Below are 17618 nucleotides of genomic sequence, written 5' to 3' on the forward strand. Positions count from 1 at the left end.
GACCAGCACCTCACCGGCACGCGGGCCGTCAAGGTTGACCTCCATGATCTCAAGCGGCTTTCCAGCTTCAACAGCAACGGCGGCACGTGTTCGCATGACAGGGGACCTTTACATTGAATTTCAGACATTGCACCGATTGTGGCACGCAAAAGTCGTAAGAGACAAGGACAAGACGGTCAAGCGAGCGCTGCATTTGGCCCCGGTTGGCTGTTCTTTTGCGCCAGCAAGCCTAATTCATGGTAAAAAGATCCGCAGCAAGGCAGGAAAAGGGCAGAGCATGGGTAAGCGTGAGCAGGTCGCCTTGGTACCCGAATGGGAGTATGTCGCGGATAGCGTGATGGGTGGCGTATCACAGGGCGAACTGACGTCCGGACGTGTTCAGGGCAGGACGGCGACACGACTGCATGGCCAAGTGTCATTAGAGAACAACGGCGGGTTCCTTCAGATGGCATTTGATCTGCGCCCTGATGGCGGTGCCGTTGATGTCAGCGCGTGGTCAGGCATCGAAATGGACGTTTTTGGCAATGACGAAACCTATGACCTGCGGTTGCGGACAACCCAGTTGGCCCGTCCGTGGCAATCTTTTCGCGCTACTTTTGAGGCCCCGAATGTCTGGACAGCCTTGCGCGTGCCCTTTGCCACATTCAAGCCGCACAGGATTGATGCAGACTTTGATCCGACCGGTTTGCGGCGCATGGGCGTGCTTGCCGTCGGTCGTATATTCACCGCCGACGTAGCTGTGGCGGGCGTCAGGCTCTACCGGTGATCTTTGTCACGCAGATGGGTCAAGACCCATCTTACGCTGCTTCAAAAGCTGATTTCGAAAGTCGCCCCTGACCCTTTGACCAGCCGTATTTCCGCCCCATGCGCCGCCAGCATCCGCTGCACGATTGCCAGCCCCATCCCGGTGCCCCCACCATCGCGGTTGGTGGTGAAAAACGGTTCAAAAATGCGCGCCTGATTACCCGGTGAAATCCCCGGACCATCGTCAGACACAAGTAGCCGGTCAAGATAACACGACATGGTTACACTTGCGGCGCCATAGGTTTGCGCGTTCCCGATCAGATGCGTGCAGACCACATGCATCATATCATAGCTGAGCGGGATCACCCCGTCCTGCGCCACGCTGACGATGGGCCAGTCCGATACCAACTCAGACAATCTGCACCTGCCTGACTGCATCGGCTCATGCGCCCGCGCAAAGGCTTTTTGCTTTTCCAACAGCCCTTCCATACGGGCCGACGCGGTTGCTATGTTTCCCAGTAGTTTAGTGCGATCCTGCGCCGTCAGCCCGTCACTATCCAAGAGTTCTGCCGCCCCGCGGATCGCGCTAAGGGGCGATTTCAACTCGTGGGTTACGTGATCCGCGTAGGACCGCAATACAGCCTCGCGCCCTCGCAGGGTTGCTGTCATCCGCAGAACAGCCTCGCCCAGTTCCGAAAACTCTGGCGTGCCAAAGTGCGCGGGCGGGTCAATCTGCCCTTCGCTGCGCGCAAAAGCGGTCAGGCTGCGCATCGGCTGCAAGACAAGACGCCACAGAAAATAGCCCAGCACGGCTGTCGCCACAAATGCCATCCAGCCGATCATCCATGCCGTTTCGCCCCAGCCCAATACACTGCCCGCGACCCGGAAATATCCAATGCCGACCAGCGGCAGAAAAAACACCGCCGCCAGCGTGCCCCCCAGCACAAAGGCCAAAGGAGGCCGCCATTTGGTGGTTATCCGCCGCGGCATGTGCCCATCCGAATGCCGACGCCATGCACTGTTTCGATCGCATCCGCGCAACCTGCCGCCCCGAGTTTATTGCGCAGATTACGTAGGTGACTGTCCATGGTGCGGTCACTGACATGGACGTTTGTGCCATAGATCGCATCCACCAGTTGCGGCCGCGACAAGACATTGTCAGGATAGCGCATGAGTTGCGCAATCAGCTCCATCTCGCGGGCCGTCAGCGTCACCGGCGCATCATTGATATGGCAAAGGTGCCTGTCAGGATCGATGCTGAGCACGCCGCGCCGCATCACAACCTGACCCGGTGCGGCAGGTGCTGTACGCTTCATGATCGCGCGGACCCGTGCCACCAGTTCACGTGGCGAAAACGGTTTTGGCACGTAGTCATCGGCCCCCAGTTCAAACCCCACCACGCGGTCAATCTCGTCCGCCTGGGCCGTCAGGAACAAGACAGGCACGTCCGAATCCTTGCGCAATTCGCGGCAGACGCTCAGCCCGTCCATTTCGGGCATCCCGATATCCAGCACAATCAGATCGGGGGTCAGGCTTTGCGCCTTTTCCAATGCCTCGCGCCCATCGACAGCCTCGGCCACCGCGAACCCGGCTTGCGTCAGCGCAATCCGCACCACATCGCGGATTTGCATATCATCATCGGCCACCAAAATCATTGCGACACCTCCAATTGCGCCAAACTACGGCGCAGCATCGCATTGCGGTAGCCCCATTCGCGCCAATCCTGCGGGATATGCAAGCGCGGGCGGCTGCGGTGGCATGGTGACGTGCCCTGCGCAAGCTCGAATGCGACAATCGCAGGCAGCGCCCCTTCGCTGAGCGTGCAAACATAGTGGTCACGCGGTCTGTCGTCGGCCAGATTATGCCGCGCGATGATCCCGTCGATGCTGACCAGCGACATCATATAAAGCGCCAACACCCCCAGCCCGCCTGCCCGCAGACCAAACCAACCGACTGTCTTGCGGCCTATCATCTGCACCAGCATCAACAGCAACCCAACAGCAACGACACACATCCAGACCAGCGCCGCCACCCGCAGCCGCGTCAACCCGTAAGCGTCGATATAAAGGTCGAGCCGCAAGAGCGAGGAGACAACCAGCAAGACTGTTTGCCCAACCCAAAGGTACATCAACCCACGCACCCACGGCCGATCTGTCAGGAATGGCTGTGCAATCAACGCAAAAACCCCCGCCAGCAGCGCCGTTACCAGCAGCGGATAGGCACCTTGGTGCGTGTACCGGGCATATGTCATTCCACCGGGCAAGCTGACGCCGCCCCAGATGACCCCAATATCCATGAAGGTCTGCACCGCAAAGATCAGGTTGAAGACCACAAGTGCGCGCAGCACAGACCGGGCGTTGAACAAGCCAAGTTCAAAAGCCCTGAACTGCCGCTTTGACGGGTGCTGAAGTCCAAGCACGGACAACCGCAGGAACGGCCAGACCATCAGGGCGACGCCCAGCCAGAACAGGTGACGTGGCAGATCAAGTGAAACCCGGTTCAATAGCGCCATGGATCGCATCCAACCTTCGACAATCGGGTTGGCCGCCACAAGCAGCAGCAGGAACACGCCGCCGACCCCGACAGGCAGCAACCAATCGAACAGGGCGGATTTCACTGTGCCGCCTGTCGGGACCGCAAAGCGAATGCCCATCGCGTCACGCCATACCTGCACGGCTCCGCGCCCTGGCAGACGAAACATGGCGGAGAGGATTGCCACCATCGGGGGCTTTCCAAGCGCTGCATGCGCGGCAAATCCCAAAAGCCCCGCAATGGCCAAACATACTGACAGAAATTGAACCTGTATAAATGCGGGGATCAGACAAACTGTCAGCGCGCCCCAGCCAATGGCCAGATGCGACCAGCCAGTCTTGCCACTCAGCGTCATGTGGATCGCCGCTGCAATTGCGATAATCCAGCCAACAAGCCCAAGTCCCGCATCAGCGTGCCACAACAAGACATCAGCCAGCGCGACAATCACCAACATCACGACTGCAGGCGCACGCCACTTGCCTTGGCCATCATCGTCCAACCACCAACCGTCTTTTGCCAAACCTCGGGGCACGCCTCGCACAACCATTTTTCTAATCCTTCACTGCTCTTGTTGAGCGATGTGTTAAGGATCAAACGTGCATGTCAGGTCAGACAAATGTGCAGAAAATGCTTAGAGCGCGTTGATTGTATTCCAGCCGCTCGACGAATCCGTTCCCGCCCGGCTTTTGGGCCGGGCAGCCCCCGCCCCTCCCGTCGCGCCAGAGGCACGCCAATTGAATGCGGCATGCCTTCGGCATGACGGGAGGGGGCTTAACCCCACCCGGGGTCAGGGGCTGCCGTCGGATTGGTGCATGCCGCTTGTCAGGACACCTTATTGCTGCGCCGCTACACGGATCGCACGGATGTTGTCGCCATAGGGCGCGGGATTGGCGACGGAGCCACCCCGAAACACGGCTGAACCGGCAACCAGTACATCGGCTCCTGCATCGACAACCAGCGGTGTAGTCGTCGGATCGACACCGCCATCAATCTCGATATGGACCGGGCGATCACCGATCATCGCGCGCAAGGCACGAATTTTCGACGTCATATCAATGAACTTCTGGCCACCGAATCCGGGGTTGACCGTCATCACGCAAACCAGATCAACCATGTCCAGCAGTTCCGATACGGCTTCGGCAGGGGTGCCGGGGTTCAGGGCAACGCCTGCCTTCATACCCGCACCACGGATAGCTTGCAGGGTGCGGTGAATATGCGGGCCTGCCTCCACATGGGCGGTCAATACATCGGCCCCGGCTTTCGCGAAATCGTCGATATAGGGGTCCACCGGCGCAATCATCAGATGCACATCCATCACACCCTTGATATGGGGGCGGATGGCCGCGCAGGTGGCGGCCCCAAAAGTGATGTTGGGCACAAAATGGCCATCCATCACATCCACATGAATCCAGTCCGCGCCTTGCGCTTCGACAGCCGCACATTCGGCACCGAAATTTGCAAAGTCAGACGCAAGGATCGACGGGGCGATTTTAACGGTGCGATCAAAGGACATGTGGAACCTCATATTCAGTTGGGTGGGCCATAGCATGCACAAGGCAGAGTCTGGAATACCCCAACGCCATCCGATTGCCTGAAATTCGCGCATTTCGTCCACGCAGACGATTTATGCTGCGCCGCAGCAACCCATCTGCTAGTTTGTCCCTATGTTATTTACATTGAAACACAGCGATATCTTGAACGGGAATGCGCAGGTGCATCTGGCGCGGGCGACATTGACGCCAACCCGGCCCAAGGCGCTGCATGATCACGATTTTTTCGAACTGTTTTGGGTGCAGAACGGCAAGGTCCGGCATCATCTGCAAGATCGGGCGGAAACGCTGACCGAAGGCGACTTGATCTTTATGCGTCCCGGACAGCCACATGCACTGCAAGGGCGGGGGGAACATGCGCTGATCGTGTCTATCTCGATCCATCCGGGGACGATCAAGGCGCTTGTCAAACGCCACCCCGGTCTATGCGGCCACCTTTTCTGGGCCAAGGGGCCCATTGCGCAGACACACCGGAACATCCGGCAACTGGCCGCGCTGAACCATGCGGCCGTGCAATTGGAGCAAAGCGACTGCGGATCGCTGGCCGCCGAAGGGTTTCTTTTGCCACTTTGCGCCGAATTGACCGCCGACAACTTCCCCCCGGACATGCCAGGCTGGCTGACCGAGGCCTGCCGCGCGGCCAAAGACCCCGCGACCTTCAGGGACGGCGCCGCCGGACTGGTGGCCCTGACCGGCAAGGCACATCCTCACGTCAGCCGGATGATGCGCAAGCATCTTGGCATCACCCCATCGGATTACGTGAACCAGCAGCGCATGGCGTTTGCCGCCCGCGCACTCATCACAGACGCTGAACCCGTCGGACAGATCGCGGCAGACTGCGGACTGCCCAATATGTCGCATTTTCACAAGCTGTTCAGGGCCGCCTATGGGCACACGCCACTGCAATATCGACAAAAATACCAGCGGCAGATTATCCAGCCGGTCTAAACATTTGACCGTCCGGTCAAAACTTGCCAAGACACTGCCAAAGTGTAACGCTGTGATGGCAATGCGAGGGAGGCCGACTTGCAAACAACCCAATCCCCGACCTTGACAACATCGCAGTTGCCGCAGGTCCACGAACCCCGCAATGACGGCATCCCGCTTGATCTTGATTGGGTGATGTCGGCGCAAGCCAACACATCGGCCATTGAGCGGCGCGCAAAGACCCTGCCTGGAAGGCGCAGCGTCAAGAAGGATTATCAGGCCGCATGGCTGTGCAAGGCCATCAGCCTGATGGACCTGACAACCCTTTCCGGCGACGATAGCGAGGGCCGCGTGCGCCGCCTGTGCGCCAAGGCCCGCCAACCTGTGCGCGCCGACATTCTAGAGGCCTTGGGCATGCCGGACCTGACGACCGGGGCAATCTGCGTCTATCACGAGATGGTCGCCACCGCCGTTGATGCTTTGCAAGGGTCGGGCATTCCTGTTGCGGCTGTCTCCACCGGGTTTCCCGCAGGTCTGTCGCCGTTCCACCTGCGCATCGCTGAAATTGGCGAAAGCGTTGCCGCCGGAGCGGCCGAAATCGACATCGTGATCAGCCGCCGCCATGTGCTGACGGGCAACTGGCAGGCGCTCTACGATGAAATGCGCGAAATGCGCGCCGCTTGCGGTGATGCCCACGTCAAGGCGATCCTTGCCACGGGCGAGCTTGGCACGCTGCGCAACGTCGCCCGCGCCAGCCTGGTCTGCATGATGGCGGGCGCTGATTTCATCAAGACGTCTACCGGCAAAGAGCCCGTTAACGCCACCCTGCCTGTGACCCTGACAATGATCCGCGCAATCCGCGACTATCAGGACCGCACAGGCATCAAGGTCGGATACAAACCCGCAGGCGGCATCAGCAAAGCCAAGGACGCGTTGGTCTATCTGTCGATGATCAAGGACGAACTGGGCGACCGCTGGCTGCAACCTGACCTGTTCCGTTTCGGCGCATCCAGCCTGCTGGGCGATATCGAACGCCAACTCGAACATCATGTCACTGGCGCCTACAGCGCCCAGTGGCGGCACGCAATCGGATGAGCGCGCACCAATCTCACGCAATCCGCCCGGCGGTACGCTGGGCAACCCCCGACCGGCCCCGTCACATTGAAACTGTGCTGGGAAGACGTCGGCGGGGGCTTCACCACCACCCGCGGCCGGGAGCCGCCCTCAGCACTTGGGCAGCAGCATCATGACTATCAAAGAAATCTTCGACACTATGGACTACGGCCCCGCCCCCGAAAGCAGCGCCGAAGCCCTGCAATGGCTGGCTGACCATGGCGGCATCGCCGGCCATTACATCAACGGCAAATGGGGCACGTTGCGCGACGACTTCCCCTCCAACAACCCGGCCACGGGTGAAAAGCTGGCAGGCGTCACCAAAGGCACGGCAGAGGAGGTCGCCGAGGCGGTCAAGGCCGCGCGCAAGGCGCAACCCGCGTGGGCCAAGTCGGGCCATAAACGCGCGCGCGTCCTCTATGCCATCGCGCGGCTGATGCAGAAACATGCGCGTTTGCTGGCCGTCATGGAAACGCTCGACAACGGCAAACCGATCCGGGAGTCCCGCGACATCGACGTGCCCCTTGCGATCAGGCACTTCTACCATCACGCAGGCTTTGCCCAACTGATGAAAGACGAACTGCCTGACCGCGCGGCTTTGGGTGTTTGCGGCCAAATCATCCCGTGGAACTTTCCCTTGCTGATGTTGGCATGGAAAATCGCACCCGCCCTCGCGATGGGCAATACGGTCGTCCTGAAACCGGCTGAATACACCTCGCTCACTGCGATGATCTTTGCGGAGATCTGCACAGAAGCAGGCGTGCCCCCCGGCGTGGTCAACATCGTGACCGGCGACGGCGAAACCGGTGCGGCGCTGGTCAACGCCGATGTCGACAAGATCGCTTTCACAGGCTCTACCGAAGTCGGGCGCAAAATCCGCGAGGCCACAGCCGGGTCAGGCAAGGCCCTGTCCTTAGAACTGGGCGGCAAGTCGCCCTACATCGTCTTTGACGACGCCGACATGGATTCAGCGGTCGAAGGGCTGGTCGACGCCATCTGGTTCAATCAGGGGCAAGTCTGCTGTGCAGGGTCGCGCCTTCTGGTGCAGGAAGGCATCGCCGGCCGCTTCTATGCCAAGCTGAAATCGCGGATGGACGGGCTGCGCATCGGCGACCCGCTGGACAAATGCATCGACGTGGGTGCCATCGTGGACCCGGTGCAGCTGGACCAGATCACAAGAATGGTCGGCGACAATACCGAAGGCGAAACATACCAGACCAAAGCACCCGCCGGCTGCTTCTATCCGCCCACGCTTATCACCGGCCTGTCCCCAGCATCAACGCTGATGCAAGAGGAAATCTTTGGCCCGGTGCTTGCCGCAACGACCTTCCGGACACCGTCCGAGGCGGTGCAAATCGCCAACAACACGCGCTATGGGCTGGCTGCATCGGTCTGGTCGGAAAACATCAATCTGGCGCTTGATGTCGCCCCCAAACTTGCCGCCGGGATCGTCTGGGTCAACGGCACCAACATGATGGATGCCGCTGCTGGCTTTGGCGGGGTCCGCGAAAGCGGCTTCGGGCGCGAAGGCGGCTGGGAGGGATTGTCTGGCTACACCAGACCCAAGCGCGACAGTAAACCGCTCAGGAAAATCGCGGCCTTCACGACCGAAGACGGCACCCCCGCCGACCCGCTTGACCGGACCGCCAAACTCTACATCGGCGGCAAACAGGCACGACCCGATGGTGGCTATTCCAAGCCGGTCTACAGCCCGAAAGGCAAGCTTCTGGGGCATGCATCCACAGCCAACCGCAAAGATATCCGCAACGCGGTCGAGGCCTGCAATGCGGCCAAAGGCTGGTCAAAGACCACCGGCCACCTGCGGGCGCAAATTCTCTATTACATCGCTGAAAACCTCTCGGCCCGCAGCGACGAATTCGCAACCCGGATCAACAATATGACCGGCAACAAAACCGGCGCGGATGAAGTTGAAACCGGCATCCGGACGCTCTTCACATATGCTGCATGGGCCGATAAATATGACGGGCAGGTGCATGGAGTGCCAATTCGCGGCGTGGCACTGGCCATGAAAGAACCGGTCGGGAACATCGGTATCCTGTGCGACGACGGACAACCGCTCGCCGGACTGATCAACGCAATGGCGCCAGCCATCGCCATGGGCAACCGCGTGGTGCTCGCTGCCAGCGAACCCTTCCCGCTTGCCGCGACTGACTTCATCCAAATCCTTGAAACGTCTGATGTGCCCGGCGGTGTTGTCAACATCATCACCGGTAGCCATTCCGAATTGGCACCAACGCTGGCCAGCCATCTGGACATTGATGCCGTCTGGTCCTTTTCGAGCAGCGACCTGAGCGGTGTGATCGAAAGGGCAAGTGCCGGAAACCTCAAACGCACGTGGGTCAACAACCAACAGGCCATCACACCAAGCGCGCAAGATTACCTTGCCGCCAGCACCGAGGTCAAAAACATCTGGATCCCCTACGGCGAATAGCCCCGGCTTCTTATGGCCAAAAATATCCTGGGGGAGGCCGCAAGGCCGGGGGCAACGCCCCCATCCCAAAAATCATGTCGGCGCAGCCGTCATTTCTTTGAACGCCACGTGTCCAGCCAGCGGCGCAAACGCCCGCGCTGCTCGGCCACGCCAGCCTGCACTTCGTCCAGCTGATCGCCCGCCGCATCCATCAACGGATCAACCGAACGTTCACGGAACTGCGCCCAGGCTGCACGCACAAACATCAACGCCACCATCAGAAAGATGAAGAACGCGATATTGACCCAAGGGATGGGACGGTAGTCAGGACTGTCGATCTCACGGATCGAAATCGCGTTGGGGAAGATCGTCAGGAACCGGTTGCGCCAGCCATAATGGGTAATCACAACCCATTTGGGCGCCTCAGCGGTCGAGACCAGTTGCTTGGCCTCACCCTGCAAATCACGGGTATCGAACTTGAAATAGGGCGGCCAGATAAACCCCGTATCCTCGTTGCGATAGATCATCACATCGTTGACTTCGCTGCCACGGATCAGGCCAAACAGGTAGGTCGGGCGCCGCACCGCATCAATGAACAGCACATCGCGGTTGGCGGCCTCGGCACTGCCGCTGTCGGCCTGCGCAAAAAAGATGCGGTTGAACCGCCCGAAATCCTGCCGAATTGTATCGGTGCCGGTGATGCGGCCCACATCCTGACCGGGCAGCACATAATGCAGCAGGCTGCCAAGCAGCACGAACACCACAATGCGAATGATCATCTTGAACTTTTGCATGGGTCTGCCTTCTCGTTAGTTGACGATATAGATGATCACCGAAATCGCGATCACGGGAACAACAAAAACCAAACCAATCAGTTTGGGGCGGATGGAGTTTTCATATTCAGTCATACCCTTGGCGACGAACGCATCCCTGTCCTCAGGGCCTGCGCCTTCGGGGGGGTCTTCGTCAAACTGGTCTTCCAACCGTTCGCGCCGGACCGACTTTGAATAGAGCGAAATTGAAAAATAGATGATCGTCAGGGCGATTGCACCAAACACAACCAACTTGATGAATTGCATCAACGTCTCCTTCCGACGGCACCCCATGGGCCCACTCGGGTGATCAAGTCAGCCCGTGGCCGCGCCTCTGGCTCTTCCATCGCGGCCTCGTGACCGAACAATTCCGCACGGGCCCCTGCCTTATCGACTTGGTACTCGCGGGCAAGAAAATCAACGACATAGTCCTTCTTTTCATCCGGCCAGTGCGCGTATGACCGATAAAACAGTTCTTTGTGGCAGATGAACAACTGCCTGATGTCCAGCGGCGACAACTCCGCCAACAGCCTGTTGACCAAATCGGCGTCCGCATGGGGTTTGGCGCGCAAAGTGTAGAAATAGGCCGGATGCTCTGATGTGATCTTGGGCCATGGCCCGTCATCTTCTGCCCAGCGCACAAGTGCGGCCAGACCCTGCCACTCCTGAGGAAGGTCACGCGCATATTGTTGCCCCAGACGGCGCAGGTCGCGGCGGGTCGCGCGGGTCAAATCCGCGCCCATGTCGGCTGCAACGGACATGACGATAAAATCCATCTTCTGGCGCAGAATGGCCGAGGCGTCGATCCCTCGGGCCTTGATCACGCTTTCCGTCAGGTCGTTCAATTTCAGGAACTTGGCGATGGCAGACCGATCATCAAGGGTGAAGGTATAGGGAATGGGCAGATCATCCAATCTGTCACCTCCCACAATCGCCGCCGGGTGCGGGACTGACCGAAAGACATAAATCCCGCCAAAATGATCGGTCCAGAAGTTGTCCTGCGAAAATTCCATCCGCTTGAGCCGGACCGGATTGCGCATCACATCGCCCGTCTTTTTGGCCATGCCGATCATCTGGGCGATCAGCACATCATTATGCCATGCGTCATCCTCGGTCTTGAAGCGGTTGATCATCTGGCCCAGTTTTTCGGCATCGGCCACAGTGCCGCTGGTGGTGTCGGCTTCGACCCTGACCTTGCGGATATCAAACAGGCGCGCGGGCGTATCCGACAGGTAGACCGAATTTACCAACTCGCCCGCGACCGCGTCACGGGTTGTCAGGGCGAACAGTTGTGCTTGGTTTTCCATAATGAACTGCCGCAGGATGCTGCGCGACGTGGAGAATTTCGCATTCAGCAAAGGGGCTGTCACCTGATCGGTCGTCAACAAAATGAACTGCCGGTTCACGCCCTGATGGTTCAGGTACAGATCATCGCCAAGCTCGTCCCCGACTTCCGGCGAATAGCCCGAAATATCGATATGAAACACATCCAGCGCGGTTTGTTTGCCGCACAGATGCATCAATGCCCGATTGTACCGTTCAACCAGCACCGGACTGTCCACGCGGACCAGATTGCCAAACATCAGGCCTTTTTCAATCAAACGGTGCATTCATATTCCCCAAGACCCAGAGGGCATCAACCCCGCGGCCCAACCCATGTGTATCATGCTACCACGTTTCCTTCACCCATTTGCGCGGCAACCCCGCGACCGACAGGATCATGATCGGTGCCCAGATCATCGCGGCAATCAACCCAAGTCGTCCGAAAAAGACGATATTGGCAAGCGCGCCCGCAGCCATAATTTCCGCCATCGGGGCGCCCTGCCACAGATACAGACAGAAAAAGAACGCAGCGCTGGCAGCGAAAAGCAGGATGCTGGACAGGAACGCATTGAGGAACAGCGGCTTGACTCCTTCCGGTAGAAATCGCGCCAGAATGCGCGGCACGGCAAACCCCAACGCGGCCAAAACAAGCGCAGGCAAGAACAGACTATCTGACAAAAGCTGCTCCATCAGCGCGCCTTACTCTGGCCGGCCACCTGCCGTGCGCCTTGCATCAGTCTTGCCCCTCCAGATACCGCCTTTTCGCTTCTTCCTGCCGTCCGAAATCGCGCACCATATTTGCGATCGCGACCTCGTCGGACTTGTCAGCATAGCGGAATTCGCTGTCGGCGTAGCGGTTGATTTCCTGTATCACCATGTCCACCGTAATTGGCTGGCGCAACTCTTCGATCATCGCCTTTTTGGTGTCGTAGTCTTTGAACAGGAACAACTCGGGGTCTTCCATCCATTCATCGGGCAGCTCAAAGTCCATCGCCCGCACCTTCACGGCATCCGTGATGTTCTTGATCGCGCGACCGGTGAAACGTTCGTCAGCCTCCTGAATAGCCTTCAGATAGGTCCCCATCTTGGCGATGGTATCCAACGTACCAATCTCGGCCGACACGCGGTCATAGACGTTCAGCAACCCCTGCTCTTTGGGGCGGGCGTGGCCTGCAAAGGAAGCCGCGACCGCTTTCTTGATCTCTTGCGCGCTGAAAACCTCATGTGCGCCAACGGGGATGTCATGGTTCTTGCCCATCAGCAGATACAGGATGTCGATGTAATCTTCGCGGGTTTGCGGCCCATCGACAAGAAAGCGGGCACCGGCGCGTTGGCGTAGCGCATCATCGACGTTTTCGGGATAGTTCGAAAACATCCCGAAGGTGCAGTTGCCCCGCACCACCGTGTTGGCCCCCGCAAAGCTTTCCATCAGGACAGCGGTAATTTCCAACTGGCCAGCCGATGATTGCCTGTCACCGCGCTTGCCCGCAAGTTGGTCAATATCGTCAATGGTGCCAAAGCCGATGACACGGGGATCAAGCACATTGTTGATAAAGGCCTTGGCATTCTGGCCCGACTTGCCCTGATAACTGTCGATATTGTCAGTGCTCAGGTTCTGATAGCGGAACGGATAGCCCGCGACCTGACAATAGTCGTTGATCAGACCCGCCATCATCTGGATCAGGGTCGTTTTCCCCGTCCCCGGCTTGCCGTCACCCATAAAGGTAAAGATGAAACCGCCCAGTTCGGCGAAGGGGTTCAGTTTGCGGTCAAAATCATAGGCCATGACCATCTTGGCCAGCTTCATCGCCTGATATTTGGCGATGTGATTGCCCACCACTTCGTTCGGCTTCTTGAACGTCATGGTCAGGGTAGAACCCTTGGCCTGACGGGCGGGCGAAAAGCCGTTGATCGTCAGATCATCCGCCTCGACCCGCCATGAGGCGTTGTTGAAGCTTTCCAACCGTCCCGCTGTGCTGGCACGGGCAGCGGCCTTTTCCATCAGTTGCTCGCAATAGGTCAGCGTCGTGGCGATGAATGTCGGTTCATCCTTGGCGAACTGGCCCAGTTTCTGGTCTAATTCCCACAGCGCACCGTGCAAGGCCAACGGCGCATTGTCGGTCAGCACCTCATCGACGCTGCCCACGTCAACGCTGGATTCGGTGGCATAGGTGGCCAGCAGGAAAGAGGTCGCATTGGCAAATGTATAAAGGGCGACAAGCGATTCGGCGGCCAGAAACTCGGTGAAGGCAACCGACTGCGCCTCTGGCAGGCGGCCTTCGAGGTTCTGGCGCTTCATTTCGGTCAGCGCAGTCATGTCCGAGAAATTATCCGCGACAGTAAGCGCTATCGACAGGGCGCGGCGCAAAGCATGGCCTACCGCCGCCTGCGCAGGCGAAGTCAGCGGATCATCATCATCAGTTTCGGCAATCCGGTCCAACAGGCGCACGCCACTGGCCGGTGCGGATGTACGGGACAACATGCCGGGCGTCGTGGATCGAAAGCGACGGCGCGTCGCGGCAACATCGGGGGACTTTTCAGGGGTCGTGACGGTCAGGCGGGGTTTGGCAATGCGCGGACTATGGTCCAGTTGCATCAACATTTCTGACGCCGGAATGTAATGCGCACGAATATCATCCTCGCGCAGTTCCATTTGATCACTTGATTGGCTCATGATGTCTCCGGAGTTTTCTACTTCAAAATATCGCGGTGTTCGGACAGGGCGACCCGTGCGATGACGTCTTGGGCACCGGACGAAAATGACGTGTCGGCAGCAGGTCCATCAATCTGGAACACCGGGGCCCGGTCGGGTGCCGGGGTGCAGGCCGCAAGCCAGACACCAAGAAAGCAGAGTCGGATCAGCATTATGACCTCCCTTTTAGCGATAACTCAGCACGCGTCCGCCATCATTGACGACAAACTTGCGCACATCATGAAACCCCGGCGGGTTGCGTTCGGCCAGCGCCTGATAGGGGCGTTCCGGCATAATCAGGGCGCGCTCCATGCGGCTGGCCCCGGTGTCGCCACCACCACCCGCAAACGGATCAAGCGCAAAAATCTGACGCTCGACCGACCCGAACCAGCCGGATTTCACATTCTCGACCCGCTCTGACACCAAATCCTCTTCGGTCCAGACCAGCGCCCAGTCGTCGCCTGCAGGCGCGTTGGCGGCGCGCAGCACATCGCGTAACGGGCCCGACTGCCGCGTAAAGGCGTTGGAGTACATCGGCCCGATGTGAAAACGACGCAGCCGCGTTGGGTGCAGGTCGTCAAAATCCTCGTCAAAACCGCGCGCGATGGTCAGCAGTTTCAGCCCGGCCACAGATTGCGCCATCAAATGCGCCTGCGCTTGAGGCCAGCGGGCTTCGTCCTTGGGCAGGCCTGTGCGACCTGTGTCCGCGACATCCATCAGATAGATCGTCGGCAGGTTGACCTGACTGTCATAGACCGCCCAATGGACCTGAAACATCCGTCTGTCATCGGCATTCCGAAGCCAGACTGCTTGCGGGTCATTGCGCGCCCAGAATAAATCGCCCTTCGCCAATTCTTCGTAATAAAGCCGTTGGGACAGGGCATATTGCAGTTTGGTTGGAATCTCCTGTTCGCCAAGGATCACACGGACCATTTCATCCTTCAGCGCTGCGACAGATGGTTGCGTCGCCAGATGCCTGTCGGCCTGCTGGGCATCATTGGCCATCTCAAGCAGTTCCTGATAGACAGGAAAGCCACTTTCGACCCGGTCAAACGTCAGCGCACCCGCATGGGCATAGCGGCCCGCAAAATGGTATTTGTGTGCCATCGCCCGAAAGGTCCAGTTCAACCCCGTCAGGTAACGGGCCAGAATTTCGATCTCGCGCCGGTCAAAACGCCCTTCGGCCTGCATCGTCGCGGCCACTTTGGTCAGATGCTGGGTGATCTTGGCGAACTTACCGAAATAGCGGCGGGTGACGCGGGTATCTTCCAGCTTCATGTGGTCGGATTGGAGGTCGGCTTGGGTCATGTCCTAATCCAACTCAAAACCAAGGTTCGTGCACTGCCGGCGATGCCGGGCCAAGACAACAAGTCAGCTCTCTGCCCCGTACTGGTTGCTATCGTGCTTCTCCACGATCTTCTGGAACCGGCGGATAAAGCGTTCGTCGGCCTTTGCTTTCTGTTCCAGCACATCGCGGGCAAAGACCATATGGTCTTCGTGGGCTTCCAGCATGTCGGCCATGCGTGCGTTGGTCGCCGACCCGATAGCGGCCATGGCTGTCTGTGCCTCTTGGTCCGTCTGCACGCCGATTTCGTTTATCTTGTGCGCCACGTCCTGCTGCTGGGCCGTCTTGAGCGACTTGAGCAAGGCGTCATAAAGCACAACCCGCTGCTTGGTATCTGTTTGCAACTTGTTAATCAGAACCATCTGCGTCGCTGCCTGATTTTGCAGTGAATCAATCCAGGTTTTGCCCTTTTCGATATAGCGTTCCAGCGTCTGCGATTTGGCAAGATAGACCTGCTCTTGCTGGACCATCTCGTTATATTTACCATTCAGCGCCTGCAATTCGGTTTCAAGGGCTGTGCGAGCGGCAGCATCCTGTTCGACGGCAATCTTGCCCTCCAGCGTGATAATCTCCGGATCGGCAGCCATGATATCGGCACGGATTTTTTCAAGATCGGCGACCGTTGCCTCGCGCTCTTCCAATGTGGCGCCAAGGTTCTTGTTCACCGTCTCTTTTTGTTCATTCAGGACTGCCAACTGCCCTTCGAGCAGTTGCATGATCACGTCTGATTTGCTGATCAGGTCCTGCAACTTGTCATCAATGGATGCCGTGCGCATCCGCTCCTGCCGCATGCTGTCGGCTTTGCCCTTGCTGAAAATCCCGATGAAGGTTTCCATCCCGGTTTTTGAGCGCATTTCATCGAAGTCTTTGGAAAAGGCGGATGTGACATCATCCAGACCCATGATCAGCTCGGCGATATTGGCATCCATTGCGGCGGTATGCGCGTGCACCTCGTCCAGCGTGGCATTTTCGATATCGACGGAAATATCCGTGCCCTCGGCCATTTTCTGGCGCGCGGCTTCTATCCGGCTGGTCATCGCAGAAATCTTTGACTGGGCCTCGGCGACCTGCTTTTGCGATTCCTGAATCTGGGTCTCAAAATTTGCCATTCACAATCCCTCTTTTTTATTCGCTCCCAGATACTTATGCACCGGGTCACAGGTATTCAATGAAATCACGTGCCTCGCACGCTCCCGTTTGGGGCGAGTGTGACCCGACAAAATGGCAAAGAAAAGGCCCCTAGCTTTCGTCAAAGACGGGTGGGCGATCCAGCGCTTCGGCCTCTGGCCCCAGCAATTCCTCGGCCGAGATAATCTTGGGTGGAAGTTCGACCCCGCGCTCATAATTTTCAGGATCAACGCGCAGCGATTCCTCGCGCGAGCGGATGTTGACCTGCATCGGCACCTCGATCTGGTCAAACAGGTGGATCACATCCTGATTGAACATGCGAATGCATCCGGCCGAACCGGAATTCCCAATGGAATCCAGATCGTTCGTGCCATGGATCCGGTAGAATGTGTCGCGATTGCCCCGGAACAGATAAAGCGCGCGTGCCCCCAGCGGGCTGCGCAAGCCCCCCGGGATACCGCCACGAAAGTCGCCGTAGACCTCTGGCTCGGTACGCAGCATGTTCTGCGTCGGTGTCCAGCCCGGCCACTTCCGCTTGAGCTTGATCGTGGCCATCCCGCGAATGGACCGCCCCGCGCGCCCGACGCCGACAGGATAGCGGGTCGTCGTGCCATCGGCCCGCACATGATACAGGAATTTGGCATAGGGATCGACATCGAGCGTATTCGGCCCCTGTTCTCCATTGTAAATGCCGGACATCCGGCGGTTCACGCCTTGCAGGTATCGGCTGGGAATGCCCGGCAGATTATAGCCTGAGTCTTCGATTGGTCCGTAGCCATCGATGAAATTGGTTGAACCAGCCGGCCCGGAGACCACAGGCGGCTGCGAGCAGGCGGCGACCGTGCCCAACATCATTGCACCAAAGGACCGTCTGGTCAGTTCACCTGTCGTTATCATTCGTCAAACACCTGTCTTGCGCGAATCATCAGATAGCATCACGGCACTCAAAGGCGATAGCCGCGGACGCATTACGCTTTGATTCTGTTGCAAAACGCGCGCTTTTGCGCTGTCTCGCACATAT

17 protein-coding genes are annotated in these 17618 nt (G+C 58.6%); 4 read left to right on the plus strand and 13 right to left on the minus strand.

Annotated elements, in window-relative coordinates:
* Window positions 1-277 precede the first annotated feature (277 nt).
* Window positions 278-766, plus strand: a complete 489-nt coding sequence (locus C8N45_RS12345) for a CIA30 family protein (RefSeq protein ID WP_108386757.1) — start codon at window positions 278-280, stop codon at window positions 764-766.
* Between the two features lie 41 nt (window positions 767-807).
* On the opposite strand, the gene C8N45_RS12350 is transcribed toward C8N45_RS12345, so the two are convergent.
* From C8N45_RS12350 to rpe, 4 genes are all read right to left on the minus strand, one after another.
* Entirely contained in the window at window positions 808-1734 is a 927-nt protein-coding gene (locus tag C8N45_RS12350) for a sensor histidine kinase (protein WP_108386573.1), read from the minus strand.
* Window positions 1719-2399: a response regulator transcription factor gene (locus tag C8N45_RS12355; protein ID WP_108386574.1), complete on the minus strand. Its 681-nt coding sequence runs from the start codon at window positions 2397-2399 to the stop codon at window positions 1719-1721. Before C8N45_RS12355 ends, C8N45_RS12350 begins: the two co-directional genes overlap by 16 nt.
* On the minus strand, window positions 2396-3823 hold the full coding sequence (locus C8N45_RS12360; RefSeq protein ID WP_108386575.1) for a DUF4153 domain-containing protein: 1428 nt from the start codon (window positions 3821-3823) through the stop codon (window positions 2396-2398). Before C8N45_RS12360 ends, C8N45_RS12355 begins: the two co-directional genes overlap by 4 nt.
* A gap of 285 nt (window positions 3824-4108) precedes the next feature.
* Window positions 4109-4789 (minus strand): ribulose-phosphate 3-epimerase, encoded by a 681-nt coding sequence (gene rpe, locus C8N45_RS12365; RefSeq protein WP_108386576.1) that lies wholly within the window; start codon window positions 4787-4789, stop codon window positions 4109-4111.
* Between the two features lie 151 nt (window positions 4790-4940).
* On the opposite strand from rpe, the gene C8N45_RS12370 reads away from it, so the two are divergent.
* The 3 genes from C8N45_RS12370 to C8N45_RS12380 all read left to right on the plus strand — a co-directional run bounded on the left by C8N45_RS12370 (window position 4941) and on the right by C8N45_RS12380 (window position 9318).
* Window positions 4941-5774, plus strand: coding sequence for a helix-turn-helix transcriptional regulator (locus C8N45_RS12370; RefSeq protein WP_108386577.1), 834 nt, complete (start codon window positions 4941-4943; stop codon window positions 5772-5774).
* 174 nt (window positions 5775-5948) lie between these two features.
* Complete coding sequence (deoC, locus tag C8N45_RS12375; protein WP_245882668.1) at window positions 5949-6848, plus strand: deoxyribose-phosphate aldolase; 900 nt, start codon at window positions 5949-5951, stop codon at window positions 6846-6848.
* A gap of 151 nt (window positions 6849-6999) precedes the next feature.
* Window positions 7000-9318, plus strand: coding sequence for an aldehyde dehydrogenase family protein (locus C8N45_RS12380; RefSeq protein ID WP_108386578.1), 2319 nt, complete (start codon window positions 7000-7002; stop codon window positions 9316-9318).
* A gap of 89 nt (window positions 9319-9407) precedes the next feature.
* Here C8N45_RS12380 and C8N45_RS12385 read toward each other — a convergent pair whose 3' ends face one another.
* The 9 genes from C8N45_RS12385 to C8N45_RS12420 all read right to left on the minus strand — a co-directional run bounded on the left by C8N45_RS12385 (window position 9408) and on the right by C8N45_RS12420 (window position 17494).
* On the minus strand, window positions 9408-10091 hold the full coding sequence (locus C8N45_RS12385) for a DUF1523 family protein (RefSeq protein ID WP_108386579.1): 684 nt from the start codon (window positions 10089-10091) through the stop codon (window positions 9408-9410).
* Between the two features lie 15 nt (window positions 10092-10106).
* Window positions 10107-10376, minus strand: coding sequence for a hypothetical protein (locus C8N45_RS12390; RefSeq protein ID WP_108386580.1), 270 nt, complete (start codon window positions 10374-10376; stop codon window positions 10107-10109).
* On the minus strand, window positions 10376-11719 hold the full coding sequence (locus tag C8N45_RS12395) for a DUF6638 family protein (RefSeq protein ID WP_108386581.1): 1344 nt from the start codon (window positions 11717-11719) through the stop codon (window positions 10376-10378). Before C8N45_RS12395 ends, C8N45_RS12390 begins: the two co-directional genes overlap by 1 nt.
* A gap of 58 nt (window positions 11720-11777) precedes the next feature.
* Window positions 11778-12122 (minus strand): hypothetical protein, encoded by a 345-nt coding sequence (locus C8N45_RS12400; protein ID WP_108386582.1) that lies wholly within the window; start codon window positions 12120-12122, stop codon window positions 11778-11780.
* A gap of 43 nt (window positions 12123-12165) precedes the next feature.
* Window positions 12166-14106, minus strand: a complete 1941-nt coding sequence (locus C8N45_RS12405) for an ATP-binding protein (protein ID WP_108386583.1) — start codon at window positions 14104-14106, stop codon at window positions 12166-12168.
* Between the two features lie 17 nt (window positions 14107-14123).
* Window positions 14124-14297 (minus strand): hypothetical protein, encoded by a 174-nt coding sequence (locus tag C8N45_RS23245; RefSeq protein ID WP_168769471.1) that lies wholly within the window; start codon window positions 14295-14297, stop codon window positions 14124-14126.
* A 13-nt stretch (window positions 14298-14310) separates the two neighbouring features.
* Window positions 14311-15432 carry a hypothetical protein gene (locus tag C8N45_RS12410; RefSeq protein WP_108386584.1) on the minus strand — a complete coding sequence of 374 codons (1122 nt, stop codon included), beginning with the start codon at window positions 15430-15432 and terminating at the stop codon, window positions 14311-14313.
* Between the two features lie 63 nt (window positions 15433-15495).
* Window positions 15496-16578: a coiled-coil domain-containing protein gene (locus tag C8N45_RS12415; RefSeq protein WP_108386585.1), complete on the minus strand. Its 1083-nt coding sequence runs from the start codon at window positions 16576-16578 to the stop codon at window positions 15496-15498.
* Between the two features lie 130 nt (window positions 16579-16708).
* Window positions 16709-17494, minus strand: a complete 786-nt coding sequence (locus C8N45_RS12420; protein ID WP_108386586.1) for a L,D-transpeptidase — start codon at window positions 17492-17494, stop codon at window positions 16709-16711.
* Window positions 17495-17618: the final 124 nt, after the last annotated feature.

It is taken from the genome of Yoonia sediminilitoris (assembly GCF_003058085.1).
Taxonomy (GTDB): Bacteria; Pseudomonadota; Alphaproteobacteria; order Rhodobacterales; family Rhodobacteraceae; genus Yoonia; species Yoonia sediminilitoris.

Excerpts from the sequence above, each read along its gene's own strand:
- C8N45_RS12345 (WP_108386757.1), top strand. The coding sequence starts at position 278 with ATGGGTAAGCGTGAGCAGGTCGCCTTGGTACCCGAATGGGAGTATGTC.
- C8N45_RS12350 (WP_108386573.1), bottom strand. The coding sequence starts at position 1,734 with ATGCCGCGGCGGATAACCACCAAATGGCGGCCTCCTTTGGCCTTTGTG.
- C8N45_RS12355 (WP_108386574.1), bottom strand. The coding sequence starts at position 2,399 with ATGATTTTGGTGGCCGATGATGATATGCAAATCCGCGATGTGGTGCGG.
- C8N45_RS12360 (WP_108386575.1), bottom strand. The coding sequence starts at position 3,823 with ATGGTTGTGCGAGGCGTGCCCCGAGGTTTGGCAAAAGACGGTTGGTGG.
- rpe (WP_108386576.1), bottom strand. The coding sequence starts at position 4,789 with ATGTCCTTTGATCGCACCGTTAAAATCGCCCCGTCGATCCTTGCGTCT.
- C8N45_RS12370 (WP_108386577.1), top strand. The coding sequence starts at position 4,941 with ATGTTATTTACATTGAAACACAGCGATATCTTGAACGGGAATGCGCAG.
- deoC (WP_245882668.1), top strand. The coding sequence starts at position 5,949 with ATGTCGGCGCAAGCCAACACATCGGCCATTGAGCGGCGCGCAAAGACC.
- C8N45_RS12380 (WP_108386578.1), top strand. The coding sequence starts at position 7,000 with ATGACTATCAAAGAAATCTTCGACACTATGGACTACGGCCCCGCCCCC.
- C8N45_RS12385 (WP_108386579.1), bottom strand. The coding sequence starts at position 10,091 with ATGCAAAAGTTCAAGATGATCATTCGCATTGTGGTGTTCGTGCTGCTT.
- C8N45_RS12390 (WP_108386580.1), bottom strand. The coding sequence starts at position 10,376 with ATGCAATTCATCAAGTTGGTTGTGTTTGGTGCAATCGCCCTGACGATC.
- C8N45_RS12395 (WP_108386581.1), bottom strand. The coding sequence starts at position 11,719 with ATGCACCGTTTGATTGAAAAAGGCCTGATGTTTGGCAATCTGGTCCGC.
- C8N45_RS12400 (WP_108386582.1), bottom strand. The coding sequence starts at position 12,122 with ATGGAGCAGCTTTTGTCAGATAGTCTGTTCTTGCCTGCGCTTGTTTTG.
- C8N45_RS12405 (WP_108386583.1), bottom strand. The coding sequence starts at position 14,106 with ATGAGCCAATCAAGTGATCAAATGGAACTGCGCGAGGATGATATTCGT.
- C8N45_RS23245 (WP_168769471.1), bottom strand. The coding sequence starts at position 14,297 with ATGCTGATCCGACTCTGCTTTCTTGGTGTCTGGCTTGCGGCCTGCACC.
- C8N45_RS12410 (WP_108386584.1), bottom strand. The coding sequence starts at position 15,432 with ATGACCCAAGCCGACCTCCAATCCGACCACATGAAGCTGGAAGATACC.
- C8N45_RS12415 (WP_108386585.1), bottom strand. The coding sequence starts at position 16,578 with ATGGCAAATTTTGAGACCCAGATTCAGGAATCGCAAAAGCAGGTCGCC.
- C8N45_RS12420 (WP_108386586.1), bottom strand. The coding sequence starts at position 17,494 with ATGATAACGACAGGTGAACTGACCAGACGGTCCTTTGGTGCAATGATG.